At 66.3% G+C, this 17,290-nt stretch carries 15 protein-coding genes; 6 read left to right on the forward strand and 9 right to left on the reverse strand.

From position 1 onward, the window contains the following. Positions 1-132: 132 nt before the first annotated feature. From OJF58_RS17900 to OJF58_RS17920, 5 genes are all read right to left on the reverse strand, one after another. Positions 133-1,581, reverse strand: a complete 1,449-nt coding sequence (locus OJF58_RS17900; protein ID WP_300779069.1) for a hypothetical protein — start codon at positions 1,579-1,581, stop codon at positions 133-135. Between the two features lie 128 nt (positions 1,582-1,709). Then, entirely contained in the window at positions 1,710-3,983 is a 2,274-nt protein-coding gene (locus OJF58_RS17905) for a peptidoglycan-binding protein (RefSeq protein WP_300779070.1), read from the reverse strand. Between the two features lie 181 nt (positions 3,984-4,164). After that, the gene (locus OJF58_RS17910) at positions 4,165-6,090 is read right to left on the reverse strand and encodes a serine/threonine-protein kinase (RefSeq protein WP_300779071.1); all 1,926 of its coding nucleotides are present in this window, start codon (positions 6,088-6,090) and stop codon (positions 4,165-4,167) included. Between the two features lie 206 nt (positions 6,091-6,296). Further along, positions 6,297-7,187, reverse strand: coding sequence for a hypothetical protein (locus tag OJF58_RS17915; protein WP_300779072.1), 891 nt, complete (start codon positions 7,185-7,187; stop codon positions 6,297-6,299). Between the two features lie 200 nt (positions 7,188-7,387). Beyond that, positions 7,388-7,612 (reverse strand): hypothetical protein, encoded by a 225-nt coding sequence (locus OJF58_RS17920; RefSeq protein ID WP_300779073.1) that lies wholly within the window; start codon positions 7,610-7,612, stop codon positions 7,388-7,390. Positions 7,613-8,049: 437 nt separating this feature from the next. Here OJF58_RS17920 and OJF58_RS17925 point away from each other — a divergent pair, with 437 nt between their 5' ends. Next, positions 8,050-8,694, forward strand: a complete 645-nt coding sequence (locus OJF58_RS17925) for a hypothetical protein (protein ID WP_300779074.1) — start codon at positions 8,050-8,052, stop codon at positions 8,692-8,694. 36 nt (positions 8,695-8,730) lie between these two features. On the opposite strand, the gene OJF58_RS17930 is transcribed toward OJF58_RS17925, so the two are convergent. From OJF58_RS17930 to OJF58_RS17940, 3 genes are all read right to left on the reverse strand, one after another. Beyond that, on the reverse strand, positions 8,731-9,069 hold the full coding sequence (locus OJF58_RS17930) for a DUF1330 domain-containing protein (protein WP_300779075.1): 339 nt from the start codon (positions 9,067-9,069) through the stop codon (positions 8,731-8,733). A gap of 311 nt (positions 9,070-9,380) precedes the next feature. Beyond that, complete coding sequence (locus OJF58_RS17935) at positions 9,381-10,154, reverse strand: ABC transporter ATP-binding protein (RefSeq protein WP_300779076.1); 774 nt, start codon at positions 10,152-10,154, stop codon at positions 9,381-9,383. Beyond that, positions 10,144-11,016, reverse strand: coding sequence for an ABC transporter permease (locus tag OJF58_RS17940; protein ID WP_300779077.1), 873 nt, complete (start codon positions 11,014-11,016; stop codon positions 10,144-10,146). The genes OJF58_RS17935 and OJF58_RS17940 overlap by 11 nt, the downstream gene beginning before the upstream one ends. A 214-nt stretch (positions 11,017-11,230) precedes the next feature. Here OJF58_RS17940 and OJF58_RS17945 point away from each other — a divergent pair, with 214 nt between their 5' ends. Both OJF58_RS17945 and OJF58_RS17950 read left to right on the forward strand, forming a co-directional pair. After that, positions 11,231-11,938, forward strand: a complete 708-nt coding sequence (locus tag OJF58_RS17945) for a phosphatase PAP2 family protein (RefSeq protein WP_300779078.1) — start codon at positions 11,231-11,233, stop codon at positions 11,936-11,938. A 58-nt stretch (positions 11,939-11,996) separates the two neighbouring features. Next, positions 11,997-12,761 carry an FkbM family methyltransferase gene (locus OJF58_RS17950; RefSeq protein WP_300779079.1) on the forward strand — a complete coding sequence of 255 codons (765 nt, stop codon included), beginning with the start codon at positions 11,997-11,999 and terminating at the stop codon, positions 12,759-12,761. Here the strand turns inward: OJF58_RS17950 and OJF58_RS17955 are convergent. Next, the gene (locus OJF58_RS17955) at positions 12,727-13,950 is read right to left on the reverse strand and encodes a hypothetical protein (protein ID WP_300779080.1); all 1,224 of its coding nucleotides are present in this window, start codon (positions 13,948-13,950) and stop codon (positions 12,727-12,729) included. The two genes, OJF58_RS17950 and OJF58_RS17955, sit on opposite strands and share 35 nt — an antisense overlap. Positions 13,951-14,074: 124 nt before the next feature. Here OJF58_RS17955 and OJF58_RS17960 point away from each other — a divergent pair, with 124 nt between their 5' ends. Genes OJF58_RS17960 through OJF58_RS17970 form a run of 3 tightly spaced genes read left to right on the forward strand, consistent with a single transcriptional unit; the run spans position 14,075 to position 17,280 of the window. Further along, a complete protein-coding gene (locus OJF58_RS17960) occupies positions 14,075-15,235 on the forward strand; it encodes a glycosyltransferase family 4 protein (RefSeq protein WP_300779081.1) in 1,161 nt (386 codons plus the stop codon). A 19-nt stretch (positions 15,236-15,254) separates the two neighbouring features. Next, complete coding sequence (gene gmd, locus OJF58_RS17965) at positions 15,255-16,346, forward strand: GDP-mannose 4,6-dehydratase (protein WP_300779082.1); 1,092 nt, start codon at positions 15,255-15,257, stop codon at positions 16,344-16,346. After that, positions 16,318-17,280 carry a GDP-L-fucose synthase gene (locus OJF58_RS17970; RefSeq protein WP_300779083.1) on the forward strand — a complete coding sequence of 321 codons (963 nt, stop codon included), beginning with the start codon at positions 16,318-16,320 and terminating at the stop codon, positions 17,278-17,280. The genes gmd and OJF58_RS17970 overlap by 29 nt, the downstream gene beginning before the upstream one ends. The last annotated feature ends 10 nt before the right edge of the window (positions 17,281-17,290 follow it).

The following is a 17,290-nucleotide window of genomic DNA, read 5'->3' on the forward strand; positions in this document are numbered from 1 at the left end:
TAGACGCCACAACGGCAGAGGCAATCCGTCGAGCAATACAGAATAGTCAAGCGAGCCTGAGGACCTTGGCCAGCCGCTACGGCATCAACCAGAAGACCGTATCCGCTCCAGCAAAATGCCGGGACTAAACATCTAGTCTTCGTGCGTCAGCAGCCGCGCGTCGTCGGTGGTGGTTCGCGGGCGCAGCACTTCCAGCCGAGCCTGGAGCGTGTCGAGAGTCGGCGCCGGCTGAAGCCGGACCTTCTCCGCCTCCACACGCTGATGCAGGACGGCGGCGGCGCCGGCCATGAACAGCACGGCCCAGCAGGCCGGCCCGACATAGGCGCCCGCCGCCTGGCCGAGGATCGACCACACCATCCAGCAGAAGGCGGCACTCGGCACGCCGAGCGCGTAGAGCCAGCCGGTAACGGCCACGACGATAATGCCGCCGAAGAACAGGCCGAGATAGATCCAGTGCAGCCAGAAATAGTTGATCAGCAGCTCGGTCGCCGGGGAGACGATCTGCCAGGCCGTCGAGTAGGCCGGCGATTGAGCGTAGATGTTGATCACGCGGTCCTCGACGAAGGGTTCCCCGGTCAGCCCCGCGCCGGTGATGGGAAACTCCTTCATGATCCCCAGCCCCGCGAGCGCCGGTCCCTGCACGCGGTAGAAGAAGCTGGGGTCGTTGCCGTTCGAGATCTCCTTCAGGCGCGCGGAGAAGATCGACTGGCCCAGTACGACAGAGGCGCCGAGGAAGACGAGCGCGACTGCGGCCACCCTGAAGAGCCTTGCAAAGTCCAGGCGGCCGTTGCGGCGGCTGGCCAGGAACATCATGTAAGGCAGGACCATCACCAGCATGAGCAGCAAGGTGGGACCCGGCATGGCGAAGATACCGAGGCCGACCATCGCGACATAGAGGAAGAGCTTCCAGCGCCAGCGGCTGACGACGAACCAGACGAAGGTGAAGATCGAGAAGCAGAAGGTGACGCTGGCCGGCTCGGAGGCGAAGAACTTGGGCCGGATGCGGTTGTAGAGCAGCATGTCGCGCAGGTCGTTCTCGTAGACGCCGCGCTGGTAGATCACCGCGCGCACCCGGTCGCTGACCTCGCGCAGGCCGGTATAGTCCTCGAGCAGGCAGCCGATCAGGATGATCACGGAGATCGTCAGGAACAGGCCCGCCACCTGGCTGCGGCGGGCCTGCACCAGGGTGAGGAACAGGGCATAGCCGATGGTGATCGAGTAGGTGAGCTGGATGAGGCCGTTCAGCCGTCGCGGCAGAAAGGCGAGGTCGGGCGCGACGAGGATCGACACGACATAGAGGAACAGGATGACGAGATAGCCGACGAAGGCCTTCTCGGTGATCTGATGGCGCCGCCGCCACAGCAGGATCAGGCCGGCCACGCCCGCCGGCATGGACGGGAACGGCACGCTGGCCGAGATCATGATCGTATAGTGCGTGTACAGGCCGATCAGGAACACGCAGACCAGCCCCAGGTCCAACCAGCCGATGCCGACTTTGCGTTCCGGGACGGCCGCATCGCTTGCCGCGTGGCTCCAATCGTGGGCTGGCGTCGCCTGCCATTCATACGGCGCGAAGGTCATGATCGATTCGTTTATCATCGCGATGACCGCATCGGCGGTGTTCTTGGTGTGGCGGGTCGCCTGTCATGCGTGATCGGCCTCGTCGCAGAAGGATTCATCCGGCGTCGCTTTGACGCAGTCGTGTCCCTTCAGGGTGTGGCGTCGATCGTAGGAGCGCCGCGTGTCGGCGTGACGACGGTGTCCTGATTGTCATCCGACTTTGCTGTGGCCGCGCTGCCGAGGAGCATCGGCACTTCCGGATCCGTCAGGAAGCCACTCGCGGGTCGTTTCTGCGCCTTTTGCCACGCCGCAATCATCTGCCGGGTGCGCGGACCGAAGCGACCGTCGGTACCCCATGTGTCGAAGCCCTGCGCGGTCAGCGCCGCCTGCAAGCGGCGGCGATCGGCCGGCGACAGGTTCAGGGCTGCTTCGCGTGCTTCGGCGCGCGTGGGTTCGAGCGTATCGTCATAGGCGCCGATTGCGCCCGAGGCGTTCTTGAAGAGCGCCTCGACCTGTGTCGCCGTGACGAAGCCGGTCGGCGCCTCCCCATGGCTCGCCTGCCAGACTGCGATCATCTGGCGCGTGCGCGGCCCGAAGATGCCGTCGATGTCGCCGGCATCGAATCCCAGCGAGGCGAGTGCCACCTGCACATGACGGCGGTCGAGCAGCGAAAGAGCCAGCGCCGCTTCGTCGGCCTCGGCGCGCTGCGGATCCTGCAGGGCGTCGAACTGGGCGATGGCTTGGGGCGGCGCGTTCTTGAGGATGGTGTCGATCTGTGCCGCCGTCAGAAAGCCGGTGGGCGGCTGTCTGCGGATGCGTTGCCAATCGGCGATCGCCTGGCGTGTTCGGCCGCCCATGGAGCCGTCGAAGCTGCCGACGTCGAAGCCGAGCGCATTGAGCGCGACTTGCACGTGCTGCCGCTCGAGCCGCGACAGGCGGAGCGCCGCCTCCGCCGCTTCCGCGGCCTTCAGATCGAGCGTCGCCACCTGGCGCCTGGCCTCCGCTTCGGCCTGCCGCTTTGCTTCGATATCCGCCTCGGCCTTTTGCTTGGCGGCCGCCGCTGCGTCGGCCTGGCGCTCGGCCTCGGCTTCGGCCTCGAGCTTCTTCAGAATGGCCTGCTCTTCCTGCCGTCGGCGGCGCAGCGCGGCGGCGGCAGCGTCGGCCTGCTCCTTCTTGCGCAGTTCCTCCTGTTGGCGCATTTCGTCCTCGACCGACGCGAGGGCAATCTTGTCGGCCTGGCGCTTGCGCCTGATCTCCTCGACCGCCGCCTGGCGCGCCTGCGCCTCGGCGCGCTCGAGCGCGAGCTTGGCGCTTTGGTCGAGTCCGGCGGGCCGGTGTGGCTTCGGCGGTGGGGAGAAGGCTTCGACGAGAAGCTTCGTCCCGCCGAGCAGGTGGACGCCGCCGGCGACCGCAACCCCGACGACGACCGCCGCCAAGGCTGTGATCCAGAAACGGGCCCCGCGGCCTGGTGCCAGGCGACGCGCTTCACGATAGAGCGCCTCCACTTGCGAGGGCGCCGTGGCCGCAAGCGCACGCACTCCTGCCGGCCAGAGCATTGCCTGCCATGCCGCGACCGACTGCGGGCGGTCGCCTGGAGCGAGCTCGAGCCCCCTGTCTATCCCGGCCAGCAGGGCGGGCGGGAAGTCCGGCAAGGCGAACGTGGCGAGCCGCCGGTAGCTGTCCCAGCGCAGCCTTTCGACTGCATCGGGCGGCGGACGTCCGACGATGGCGCAGTGGAACGTGGCGGCGAGACTGTAGATGTCGGTCCATGGTCCCGACGTATCGCTGCCGGGCCGCTCCGGCGCGGCATAGGCGGAGCGCGACCGAGCACGGGATGGCCGCGTCGCCACGGCCATTGCCGCTCGTGTACCGGCGACGTTGACGAGCGTTGGCCGGCCCGACATATCGAGCATGACGTTCGCCGGCGTGATGTCGCCGTGCAGGAGATTGGTATCGTGGAGCTGCTGCAGTGCCTCAAGCAGCGCCCGCATCAGGCGGTCGACCTCGTCTGGTCGCAGTGACTTGCCGCCGTGCAAACGATCGTCGAGCGAGATGCCGGCCACGAGGTCGAGGACGACGTAGAAGGTGCCGTTCGCTTCGACGAGGTCCACCACCCGCGTCAGGAAGGGCGCACGCTGCAGCGTTGAAAGGCTGCGTGCTTCCTCGACGAAGCGCTCGCGGGCGCCTTCGAGCTCCGCGGCGAGCTCGGGGGTGCGCGGCATCATGGCCATATCGTCGGACCGTACCGCCAGCGTCGCCGGCAAGAACTCTCTGACCAGGACGTCCCGCCCGAGCACGCTGTCGCGACCGCGGTAGGTCGGGCCAAGTGCCTCGTGACGCAGCAGTGCCACGATCTCGTAGCGTCCGACGGTCGCGCCAGCCGGCAGCGCGGCAGGCTCGGCCTCGACCGAAGCGCGCGCCACCTCGCGCTCAGGTCGCGATTGTCCCTGATCGCCGGACGGGCTGTCCCCCGGAATCGAAGCCTCGTCGGAAAGCGCCATGACGACGCGAGTGTACGAAGCCGATCCCGGGCTTCCAGCAACCCCTCGGTGACAAACCTAAGGCTAGGTGGTGACCGAACGGCGCCGGCAAGGGAGCGCGCCGCTATTCCTGCCGGGTGAGCGTCAGGCTGCCGGTCGGGTCTCCGCTGCTGTTGAAGATGAACTGGATCGTGTTACTGGCCATCTGGCCGTCGTAGTGGTGGTTCAACGGCTCGCATTGCAGAGTGTAGCCATTGACGTCGAGCGCCGCCGCGCCGTCGGGAGCGATCGACAGGGTGAAGCTGGCCGTGCCGCATCCATCGACCTTCCACCGGCCGGACCCTTTGCCGGCGGCGATGCGCACCGAGACGGGATGGTCGCCCGTCGAGATGGCCGCGGTGCCCACATACTGCCCGTCGAACGGATTGTCCTCCTTCGCCGTCTCCGCCGCTTTCTTCTGCTTGTCGTCGAAAGCAGCGACGGCGGCGGCGCCGTCCTTGAGCAGCGCCGCCTTCTGAACGGCGGTGAGAAAGCCGGTCGGCGCGTCGTTGCGATGCTTCTGCCAAGCGGCGATCATCTGGCGCGTGCGTGGCCCGAAAACACCGTCCACCCCGCGCGTATCGAAGCCGAGGCCGCCCAAGGCGGCCTGCAGATGCTGCCGGTCGCGCGGCGTGAGCTTGAGAGCAGCCTCCGCCGCCTGGGCGAGCTTGGGATCGGCGGCCTCGGCCTTGCGCCGGGCTTCGGCCGCCGCTTCCTGCTTCTTGCGAAATTCCGCTTCCATCTCCCGGCGAAGGGCCGCCTTCTCGGCTTCGATACGCTGACGCTCCGCCTCTGCCTCCCGCCGGGCTTCGGCCTCGGCGGCAGCCCGCTGCTGCGCGGCCTGCTCGGCACGCTGTCGTTCCAGGGCGGCGGCGCTGGGAGCGGCGGGCGCGACCGCTTCGGTCGGCCCTGCCGAGGGAATGGCGAAGAGGAAGTAGGTGAGGCCACCCAGTGCCAGCACCGACGCGGCGGCAACGCCAAGCCACTGCAGACGGCCGCGCGGCGATGCCGTTTCGGATGCTGGGCCGCCGCCGGCCGTCTCGTTCGAAGGCCGCGGACGCGGCGAGCGAAAGGCTGCGACGGACGGCGCTTCCGGCTGGCCGGTCGAGGTCGGCCACGCCGCCGCCTCCGGTTGGGCCGCCGCATTCGATCCGCCGAACTTTCCGGTGCGCCAAAGGATCGATCGCCACTGCGCAATCGACTGCGGCCGGTCGGCGACGCGCAGCGCGAGGCCCTTGTCGATGCCTTCCAGCATCGCGGGGGGGAAGCCCGCCGGCTTGAGCACGGCGAGCGGGTGGCAGCTGTCCTCCGGCAGCCGGTCGCGGGCGCCCGGCGGCTGGTGGCCGAGCACGGCATGGTAGAGCGTGGCGGCGAGGCCGTAGATGTCGGTCCATGGCCCTTGCCGGCCGCCGCTTATCTGCTCGGGCGCGGCATAGGCCGGGGTGAAAACCGACGTGGCGGGGGTGCGGGCGGCGCCGAAATCGATCAGCGTCGGCTTGCCGACTGCATCGAGGACGATGGTCGCAGGCGTGATGTCGCCGTGAAACACGCCGCGCGCGTGCACCCGCTCCAGGCTCTCGAGCAAGGGCCAGAGCATGCGGTCGAGATCGGCTTGGGTCAGGCGATCGCCTTCTCTCAGCCGATGCTCGAGCGTGACGCCCTGGACATGCTCCATGACGATATAGGCCGTCTCGTTGGCCTCGATGCAATCGAGCACGCGCACGACGCACGGGGCGAGCTGCAGGGCAGCCAGTATCCGGCCTTCGTTCAGGAAGTGTCGCCGGCCGCGGGCGAGCTCATCGGCCGCCTTGCCGGTGCGCGGCGCAACAGTCCCGTTCGCCTCGCGCCGCGCGAGGGCCGGCGGCAGGAACTCCTTGACCGTCACCTCGCGCCCCAGCCGCATGTCGCGGGCGCGATAGGTCAGGCCTACCGCGCCTCCGCCGAGGACCGCTTCGATCCGGTAGCGACCCACGACCTGTCCAGGCCGCAGTGCGACGTCGGCTTCGCGCACGCCCGGTCCTATCTCATCTGGAGGAGTCATTGCTGGCGGGAGTGTAATGAGCGGCCGTCGTGGTGCCAGCGGCGTTGCCGGATATCCCGTGACAAAGTTGGGTCAGGCCCATTCCAACCCCTTGTTCCACCGCGCCATTGCGTCGCGTCGGGGGTGGAGCGGTCGCCTGTGACAAGAAGCCGGCGCCGCTGCGGTCGGTCGCGCGGCTACCGCTCGCGCTCGGCCTCCCATGCCGCCAGGATCCCGGGCTGCCGCAGCGGCTCGAAGAGGCGAAGGAGGCTGGTGTAGTTGAACTCCAGCAGAGCCATGATCTCGGGGCGCTGGACATAGGCGGCCGCCACGATCACGCCGCCCTTGCGCCTCAGGCATCGGCCTTCGCGGACCAGCCGCGTCAGTCGCCGTCCGACGGTCGCCTCGCTGAGCTCCAGCATGGCGGCGATCGTGGCGGTGCTGGCGGGAACCTTGAGGGCATCCGGCATCAGCCCGGGGCTTACGACAGCGGACGGCAGGTCGGCCGTGTGCTCGGCATTCTCGCGCAGCGTCGCCAGCAGGATCAGCGCGGTCGTGAGATCGCCGATCGCGCGCACCAGCCCCGCCATCATGCGCAGAAAATGGCTGAAGGCGAGCCGGACGACGGTGCGGACCGGCGGCGTGCCCGCGAACGGCGGGATGCTCCTGTCCACCAGCTCCCCGAGGCAGCCATTGTTCCTGAGCTGCAGGTAGAGCGCCCGCGTCAGGCCGCAAATCTCCATCAGCGCGGCGTCGTTCTCGACACGGGCGACGACCCGCGTGGGAACGCGCACGCCGGACGCGTCGACCTCGCAAAGCCCTTTCTCGGCGAGCTGCCGGATGCGGCGCCGGATCGTCTCGAAGGCCATGCCGGTCTTCGCCGCCACCGCGCTGACGCTCACGGGCTGCCGCATCTCGTCGGGCGGCGGGGCGCCGAGCGTGCTGTAGCGGCAGGACAGATCCGGGTCGCTCGCCACGGCGGCGACATTGGCCTCGGCGATGGCGATCAGGATGATGCGATCGAGCGGATCGTCGCCAAAAGCCATCTCGGTCAGTATGTCGAGCAGCAGCGCATTGGACGCCCGCATTGCAGCCGCGATCCTCGACAAGGGAACAGCAGTCGTCATCGGCCGTTCGAAGACTCTCCAGCACCCAAATCGACAGAATATCACGAATTGTTGCCGGCGGCCCAAAGCAGGGCGAGGGAGGCCCCCTGACCGAGGATCAGCCCGCATCTCTGCGGCATGAAGCGTTCGTCAGTCGGTCGGCCGCCTGCATGTCGTGACTCTCACTGGTCGTTCTCGTCGCGGGCCTCGAGGAAGGCGTGACCGCGCGGAGTGAGCTCGACCATCCGGCCCTTGCGCGCGACATAGCCGAGGTCTGTCGCCTCCTCCCAGACCGGCAGGCGCGGGCAGGAGGTGCGCCAGCTCTCGAGGACGTCGGCCTGCGTGCGCGGCGCCTTGGCGATCCACTGGAGCAGGTCGCGGATCAGCGGCGTGAGGGTGTCGGTCATCGGCGCCTCCGGGATAATTGTCCGGCACAGTCTCTGTCCGCAGCGATCATCCTTCCAATATATGGATTGAGCGCGTCAGATATCTCTGTCGTATGGGGCGCCGCAACGCCGCCAGCAGAGACGGCTCACCGGATGGGTCCTGATGCTCCAGTCGAACGCCAGCCGGAGGCGCGATTTTGATGGTTTCTATTCACACGCAGTGCAACAGGCTCGTCAGTCCACGATCCTATTTGCACCTGCTTTGCGATATGCTACAAAGGCACACACTAATAACAAGAGTAGGCCATAGTTGCCGAAATCATTGATGGCTGGGGTGATTTTTCTGTGACCTCTGCTTTTACTTTCGTGACCCATCGGTTTTTCTGAAGTCTCGCAATTTCTCGTCCCGGGCCAACGGTTGCCCCATTTCGAATGCTCTTTGAACCAAAGGTATAGTCATGAAGCGCGATATTTTGTTGATTGAAGGCGACGACCAGCAGCGTGTCGCCATGGTGCGGGCGCTGTTGAAGGCCGGCTTCCGTGTCACTGTCTGCAGTTCGCTCGAAGAGGCGGACGAAGTCTTGCGCTACGTCGATTGTGCCGAAGCGGCGCCGGATACGGTTTTGTTCGGCAGCCGGCTGCCGCATCGCGCGACGGCGCGGTTCGAAAGGGCCTTGTTCGACCGGTTCGGCGCGGTCCGGGCCGTCCGGATGCCACGGCGCTATGAGCCGCAGGCGTTCGTCACCATGCTGTCCGGGGCTGCCGTCACGGCTCCACCGGTCGGTCTCAAGGAAAGCCAGGCCGCGGCGCGCGCACTGAGCGTGCTGCTGATCGAAGGCAACCGCAGTCATCGCGTCGCCATCGAGGACGGCCTGCGCCTGAACGGCGACGATGTCGTGGGCTGCGAGTCGGTCGGCGAAGCGGCGGTCGTGTTCGACCATTTCGTGGCGCGGGGATTGCCGGTCGATGCCGTGGTCTCGGCGACCGAAGCGCTGGATGCCGATGGTCTGCGCTTCTGCGCTTCCGCCACCAGCCGCATGCCCGATCTGCGCTGGATCTTCCTGAAGCAGCCGGCCCTCGTCGGCCAGCCCGCGATGCCGTAGGGCCCGACGGAAGGATAGCGGCCGGGAAGACCCGGTTCATTTCCGGCCAATCTCCTCGGGAGGCAAGCCTTCGACGGCGTAGATGCGGAAGTCGGCGGCATGATCGCCGCTATCCTTCACCTGCTTGTAGGCGGGCGAATTGAGCGCAGCTTCCGCCTTCGCGAGGCTGTCGAACCTGATGATCGAGATGTGCCTGGGGGGAACGCCGTAAAGCGACTCGGCCTTGCCGTCGCGGGCGATGAAGGTCCCGCCGGCGGCAACGAGGGCTTTGGCGGCGAACGGCAGGTAGCCCTTGTTGAACGATGCCACATCCATGACGTCGGCCTCGCTGACGACATAGGCCGGAGGCTTCGCGGCGGCGTGAAGGGCTTGCATGGCGCCGGCCCCGAGGGCCGAACCCGCAAGCAGAGACAACGCGACGCTGTGATACGTTTTCAAAGACCTCTCCGCTGCTCGATCTCGTCGCAGCGTCCCACTTTCCGACGCCTCTTGCCATATGGTCGAGGCGGCGGCACGAACGCGCGGTCACAGGTGGGACCCCAACAAGGTCACTGGCTCGTGGCGGAAGACAGCGGAAGGCTTTGTCCGCCGCGAGCCTTCCTTGACCGTTGCAAGCGCGGTGCGGCGCCGGCGAGGGTCGGGTGTGGGTCCTCCAGGCGCCGCCAACGGCGATCGCGCCGAGCCCTTCAGACTGCCGAGAATCGCTTCATGTCGTCGTGCTCGACGCGCAGCGCCTTGCCGTAGGCGCGGGCGACGTCCTGCGTATCGCCTTGCGCCCGCACGCGCCCGTCGTCGATCCACAAGGCATGATCGCACAGCCGTACGACCTCGGCCGTGGAGTGGCTGACGAAGAGAAGCGTGCCGCGTTTGCGGAAGCTGTCGATCCAGTCCGTGCACTTGCGCTGGAAGGCGGCGTCGCCCACCGCGAGCGCCTCGTCGACCACCAGGATCTCCGGATCGATGTGGGCGCAAATCGCGAAGGCAAGCCGCACGCGCATGCCGGCCGAATAGAGCTTGACCGGCTGGTTGATGAAGTCGCCGATGCTGGCGAACTCGGCGATCGAGTCCATCCGTGCCAGGATCTCGTGTCGTTTCAGCCCCAGCACTGCGCCGCCGATCAGCACGTTCTGCCGGCCCGTCGATTCCGAATCGAACGTGCCGCCGAGCGCCAGCACCGGCGCGATGCGGCCGTTGACCCAGATCTCGCCGCCCGTCGGTCGCAGCATGCCGCAGACGATCTGGAGCAGGGTGGACTTGCCGCAGCCGTTGCGCCCGAGGATGCCCACGGATTCGCCGCGGCGCACCTCGAAGCTGATGTCCTTCAGCGCCCAGAAGGAGCGGTAGTAGGTGCGCCAGGATCCGAACAGGACCTGCTTCATCCACTGCTGCTCGTTGGCGTAGAGACGATAGGCCTTGCTGAGATGGCGGGCGCGAATGACCACTTCGGGTTCAGATGACATCGGCGATGCTGTCCCGCTGCTTGCCGAAGAACCAGAAGCCGAAATAGAAGGTCACCACCGAGCAGAACAGGACCCACAGGCAGACCCACGGGTTGGGAAGCTGACCGAACACCACGAGATAGCGCAGGACCTCGATGAAGCCGGTCAGGACATTGACGTAGAAGACGAGCTTCAGGGTCGGCGAGAAGGTGTCGGTCGAGAAGAACACGGGTGTGGCGAACATCAGGAGCGGCGCCACGGTCATCATCAGATAGGCGGTGTCCCGGGTGAAGGCGCCCGCGGCCGAGAGCGTCCAGGTGAGGCCGATCAGGAAGGCGACGAACGGCACCAGCCAGAGCGGCAGCAGCAGTACGGTGAGATGCAGCGTGCCGCTCAGGGCGAACTGGGCGATCAGCATCAGCACGAGGCCGATCGTGGCATAGAACGTCGCGCGCAGCGTCGAGATGATCGGCAGCATCTCCGCCGGAAAGATGGTCTGCTTGATGAAATGCGCATATTCGTGCAGCAGCGATGGCGCGCGGTAAGCCATCTCGGTGAAAAGATTGAACGCGATCAGACCGCCGAAGATGAAGAGCGCATAGTCGAACTTGGAGGGCGACTGGCCGCCGCCGGGCAACGTCACCGGGCCGCCGGCAAAGGCGATGGTGTAGACGATGAGCGACAGCAGCGGGGCGGTGATCGCCCAGACCCAGCCCGCGGCCGATCCTTTGAACCGCTCCGCAAGCTCACGCCGCAGGACGGCGTCGATCAGATCACGGTGTCGCCAAGCCGAGGTGAAAGGGCTGGAAAGAAAATCGGCAAAGCGCGCAAGAATCGTTCGTTTCCCGGGCGCGACAGTCTTGCCATCAACTATGTGCAACAACGGCAATGCTACTCACCTCGCCGGAAGGGCCTCCGAAAGGCCGACCTATCTATAGTACCACGCCGGCGACGCAACTGTTTCGCTGTCCCTCTGCCAGACCGGCATAGGGTAGCGTTAAACGACCGACTATACGAAAGTGACGGTTTTCCGAGCATCGATGTTACAGTGGCACTGTGGCCGTCAGGTTACGGTTTCGTGACGGCCGGGGAGAGCAATGACGCACTGGCTGGACTGGGACCGCTATCTCCTGCTCTGGATCAACCATCCGGCCGGGCAGAACGCGGTCATCGACAAGTTCGTATACGACCTCAGCGATTCCAATTTGGTGAAGGGCGGAGTTTTCCTTGCGCTGTACTGGTGGCTCTGGTTCGACCGCAACGCCGTGCAGCGGCGCGACGTGGTGGTGGCACTGTTCGCCGCCATCACCACGGCCATCCTCTCGCGCGGCCTGCAGGTTGCGCTGCCGTTCCATCTGCGGCCACTGCATACGCCCGGGCTCGGCGTGCACGTGCCCCAGGGCGTCGATCCGTCGATCCTGAACACTTTCAGCTCCTTCCCCAGCGACCATTCGATGCTGTTCTTCGCACTGAGCGTGCCGCTCTGGCGGCGTTCACGCTGGCTCGGCGTGGCGGCGATGCTGTGGACGGTGCTCGTGATCGACCTGCCGCGAGTCTATCTCGGCTATCACTTTCCGAGCGATGTCATCGCCGGTGCCGTGCTGGGCGTCGTCGTGATGGTCGTTCTTTGCCGCCTGATCGGCCGCATGCGCCTTCCCGATCGGGTGGTCGGCTTCTCCAAGACGCATCCGGCCGCTTTCTATGGCGTCGCCTTCCTGGTCACCTTCGACCTTGGCATGCTTTTCGCCGATCTCCGGCATTTCATCCTCGATGTCGTGCACATCGCCAAGATGCTCGTGGCGTGACCGGAGAGCCGAGGAAAAACGCGCGCAAGAACACCGTGCTCTGGCAAATGCTCATGCGATGCTGAAGATCGTCAAGGATTCCGTGCTGAAGGTCAGTCGTGCATTGGGCTACGAGATCGTCCCCTTGCGCGAGGTGAAGGAGCGCGACTTTGCCCTTCATCTCCGGGCCCTGCTCGATTTCCTGAAGGTCGACTGCGTGCTCGACGTCGGCGCCAATGTCGGCCAGTACCACGACTTCCTGCGCGACAAGGTGCTGTACGGCGGTCCCATCGTCTCGTTCGAGCCGGTGAACCAGAACGTCGAGCTACTGCGCGAGCGCGCCCGGGCCGACGATACCTGGTACATCGAGGGCTATGCGCTGGGCGCCCGGGATGGCAGCCTTCCGATCAACGTCATGGTGTCGGGCCAGTTCAGCTCCTTCCTGCAGCCCGACAACAGCCGCCTGCACGACTATGATGGGCTGAACGTGCCGTGCCGTGTCGAGCATGTCCCGGTCCGGACGCTTGATCTTGTCGTGCCGGCGCTGCGGCGGAGGCTGGGCTTCGAGCGTCCCTATCTCAAGCTCGATACCCAGGGGTTCGACATGGAGGTTCTGCAGGGCGCGCGTAACACCCTGGGCGAGATGCGTGCGCTGCAGACCGAGGCCTCGGTCATCGGCATCTACAAAGGCATGCCGGGCTACATGGACACGATCCGCCATCTCAACGAGCGTGGCTTCGACATCACCGGTCTTTACCCGGTGAGCCGCGACCGCTCCCTGCGGCTCGTCGAATTCGACTGCGTGATGGTCAATCGCGCGGCGACCGCGGCAGCCCTTCCATGAGCGTGCAGAGCCGGGTCGCGTCGTCGCTGGCCACGAACATCTCCCGCGGCACGGCGCGCAGTCGGGCCCGTATGTGCTCGTAGTCGCCGATTGTCAGGGTCTCGAAGAAATGCACGAGCTGATCCTCGAGCGGCCGCTCGAAGGTGAAGCCGATGCGATGGCGCTCCAGCACGGAGCCCACCTCGAAGCTGCGCACGGCGAGGCAAGGCACGCCGAAATAGCCCGACTCGTAGAAGCGGCACGGCATCAGCCAGCGCGAATTGTGGTCCGTATGCTCGAGGTCGAGCGCCCAGGCAAAGTCGACGTCGCGGTAGAGGGCCGCCAGATCCTGGTGCGGCAGATAGGGGCCGCCGAACTCCATGTTGGGCAAGCGCGCGATGGCGGTGTGGAACTTCGCGGCATCGACCGTCGTGAGCGCGCCGCGGAACCTGAAGACGACGCGCCCCTTCAGCCGTTCGGCAAGCCGCGTCATGAGGTCGAACGTGCCCTGGCCGCGGATCAGGCCGAAATAGCCGACGACCCAGGGGCGGCCCCTCTCCCGCGCCGGCGCATCGGCGGCCGGCCGGTCGACCGCGGCGATGGAGGGATGAAGCTTGTTCTCGAGCAGGAACCACGGCCCGCGATATTTTTGCGTCGCCGCGTAGTACTGACGATGGAATGCGGGCGAGGAGAGCACGAGAAGCTTCACGCCGTGAAGGCACAGGCGCTCGATCCAGCGCAGCAGCATCGAGCCCGGGCTGCGTCCGGCGAGGAACGGCGGAATGTCGAGCACCTCGTAGACGATGGGCGCGCGGCTCAGTGCGACGAGCCGGGCGAACAGCGCCAGCACAAGCTGGTCGAGGTTGCGCGCATAGAAGACCGCCGCGCCCTTGACGCGGCGGCGATTGGCAAGAATGGCGGGCAAGGCGCCGATCATCGCGCGCAGCCGGTGCCAATACCGTCCGTCGACCGTGAGCCCGAGCGGCACGTACGGCCAGGTCGGCTCGTAGCCCGTGTTGTAACGCGTGCGGCGGAAGCCGAACACGGTGATATCGAAGCCGTGATCGATGAATTGCTGGATGCGCTTCAGCGTCGTGGCATCGCTTACTTCGGAGCAGAAGTAGAACAGCTTCTTCCTGAAGCTCACCGCTGACGCGGCGGCGCGATCCGGCACATCGTCATGCAACAGTTCGTCGACTGTCCCGAACATGCGTAGAGTATCGACGTTGAGCTTGCAGCGACGATGTGACCAATCTGTGGCGTTCGCACTTGCGAGAAAGGCGTCACAGGTTGATCACTTGCCCAAACAGCGGGCGCGATGTCTCTTGCCCGTCATGGACACGACGGTCCCACCCGACGCCGTGACGACCTCCCGCAAGCCTCGCTTCGAGCAAGTCGCGATCACTTCAGTCTTCGGCAATCCGCTCGAGCGGCGGACGTGGTCGGGGGCGCCTGCCAACGTGGCTTCCGGCCTCGCCCGCCTCGGCGTCGAGGTGAAGGCCATTCATCCACAGATCGGCAAGCTGACGAAACTCGGCATCGCCGCGGGCGACCTGCTGGCTGGCCGTGGCCGGCCGCGGAGCGGCGAGCAGGTGCTGCGCAGCCGGGCCACCCGCCGGCGACTCGCCGCCCGTGTCTCGGAGGCTGCGAGGAGTCTCGGCGTACATCACGTCCTGCACACGGGCACGCTCGACCTTCTGCCCGGGCTCGACGTCGATACCGGCATCCGGCACTACCTCTACTGCGATCACACTTGGGCGCTTGCGGTGGAACATCATGTGCATGCGCCTTACTACACGCGCCGTGCACGAGAGGCCTTCGAGCGGGCCGAGCGTGAGTCGCTTGACGGTGTCGCCCACGTATTCACCTTCGGTCGGTACGTGCGCGACAACATGATCTCCCACTACGGACTCTCGCCTGATCGTGTGACCGCGGTCGGCTCGGGCATGGGATCGATCGAGCCCTGGCACGGCAGCAAGGACTATTCCCGGCCGAAGCTCCTGTTCGTTGCCAAGCACCTGTTCCAGGCCAAGGGGGGACTTCTCCTGGTGGAGGCCTTCCGCCAGGCCCGTCGGCGCCGGCCCGATCTTACGCTCACGATCGTGGGCGATCAGCGTAGCCGGGCCCATGTGGAGAATTGCCCGGGCATCGAGTTGCGCGACCATCTGCCATGGGAAGAGCTGCAGCGGCTTTACCGCGACTCCACGCTGCTCGTGCAGCCGATGCTGAACGACCCGTGGGGACAGGTCTATCTCGAAGCGATGGTTTCGCGCACGCCGGTGATGGGCCTTGCCCGCAACGGCCTGCCGGAGCTGGTGGATGGCGGCCGGCACGGCTTCCTCGTCGACCGTGCCAGCCCCGACGCGCTGGCGGACGCCATCGTGGCCGCGCTCTCCGACCCCGGCCGGCTCGAGCGCATGGCCTCGGTTGCGCAGCGCCATGCGGTCCAGACATATTCCTGGGACCGTGTCGCCGAAAAAATCCTATTCTCCTGAGACAGGAAGGCTGCATTACATGTTCAAGCAAGCGGACAAGGTCGCTCTGATCAGCGGCATCACCGGCCAGGACGGGGCGTACCTGGCGGATTTCCTGCTGGGTCAGGGCTACATCGTCCATGGCATCAAGCGGCGATCCTCGTCACTGAACACCGAGCGCATCGATTATCTTTACCGCGACCGGCACGATGCGGGCGTGCGGCTGTTCCTACACTACGGTGACATGACCGACTCGACCAATCTGCTGCGGCTGATCGGCGAGGTCCGGCCGACGGAGGTCTACAACCTCGCGGCCCAGAGTCATGTGCAGGTGAGCTTCGAGACGCCGGAATACACGGCCAACACCGATGCGCTGGGTACGCTGCGCATGCTGGAGGCGATCCGCATCCTGCGCATGGAGGACCGGGTGCGGTTCTACCAGGCCTCGACCTCGGAGCTGTTCGGCAAGGTGCGCGAGACGCCGCAGCGGGAGCTGACGCCGTTCTATCCGCGCAGCCCTTATGCGGTGGCCAAGCTCTACGCCTACTGGATCACGGTGAACTACCGCGAGGCATACAACATGCACGCCTCGAACGGGATCCTGTTCAACCACGAGTCGCCGATCCGCGGCGAAACCTTCGTCACCCGCAAGATCACGCGGGCGGTCGCTGCGATCGAGCGCGGCATGCAGGAGAGACTTTACCTCGGCAACCTCGACGCCAAGCGTGACTGGGGCCATGCGCGGGACTATGTCGAGGGGATGTGGCGCATCCTGCAGCAGGACGAGGCGGACGACTATGTGCTCGCGACCGGCGAGACGCACACGGTGCGCGAGTTCGTGGAGCTGGCTTTCCGGCAGATCGACCGGCGCATCGAATGGCGCGGCAGCGGGGTCGACGAGACGGGGGTATGCACGCGCACGGGCAAGGTGCTGGTGGCGCTCGATCCGGCCTATTTCCGGCCGACCGAGGTCGACCTGCTGCTGGGCGACGCGAGCAAGGCGGCGGCCAAGCTGGGCTGGAAGCACCGCACCACCTTCCCGGAGCTGGTCGCCGAGATGGTCGAGGCCGACCGCCTGATCCTGCGCGCCACCGGAGCCCGTCATGAACCCGTCCTACACGCTGCGCAATAAGCGGGTCTGGGTCGCCGGGCACCGCGGCCTGGTGGGCAGCGCGCTGGTGCGTCGCCTGCAGGGCGAGGGCTGCGAGATCGTGACGGCGCCGCGCGAGTCGGTGGATCTGCGCCGGCCGGACCAGGTCGAGAAATGGATGCGCGACGTGCGCCCGCAGGCGGTGTTCCTGGCGGCGGCACGGGTGGGCGGTATCCATGCCAACAGCACGCGGCCTGCGGAGTTCATCTACGACAACCTCGCCATCGAGACCACGGTGGTCGAGGCCTGCCGCAAGACGGACGTGGAGAAGCTGCTGTTGATGGGCTCGTCCTGCATCTATCCGCGGCTGGCGCCCCAGCCGATCCCGGAGGACGCGCTGCTGACCGGGCCGCTGGAGCCCACCAACGAATGGTACGCCGTGGCCAAGATCGCCGGCATCAAGCTCGGCCAGGCCTATCGGCGGCAGCATGGCTGCGACTACATCTCGGTGATGCCGACCAACCTCTACGGCATCGGCGACAATTTCGACCGTCTGCAGAGCCACGTCGTGCCGGCGCTGATCCTGAAGGCGCACGAGGCCAAGCTGTCGCGCGCGCCGCACATCGAGGTATGGGGCACAGGTCAGGCGCGGCGCGAGCTTCTTTATGTCGACGATGCCGCCGACGGCATGGTCTTCCTGATGAAGAACTATTCCGACGAGGGGATCGTCAATATCGGGACCGGCCAGGACGTGCCGATCGCCGATCTCGCGCGCCTGGTGTGCGAGGCGGTGGGCTACCAGGGCACGCTGCGCTTCGACACGTCGCGGCCTGACGGCACACCGCGCAAGGTGGTGGATGTCGGCCGCATCAATGCGATGGGCTGGACCGCCAGGACCTCGCTAAAGGACGGGCTCGCGCTCACCTACCGCTGGTTCCTCGAGAATGTCGCTGCGGAAAAGCGCCGCGTCGCCTGACGCGGAGCTT

This window comes from Enhydrobacter sp., from assembly GCF_030246845.1.
Taxonomy (GTDB): Bacteria; Pseudomonadota; Alphaproteobacteria; order Reyranellales; family Reyranellaceae; genus Reyranella.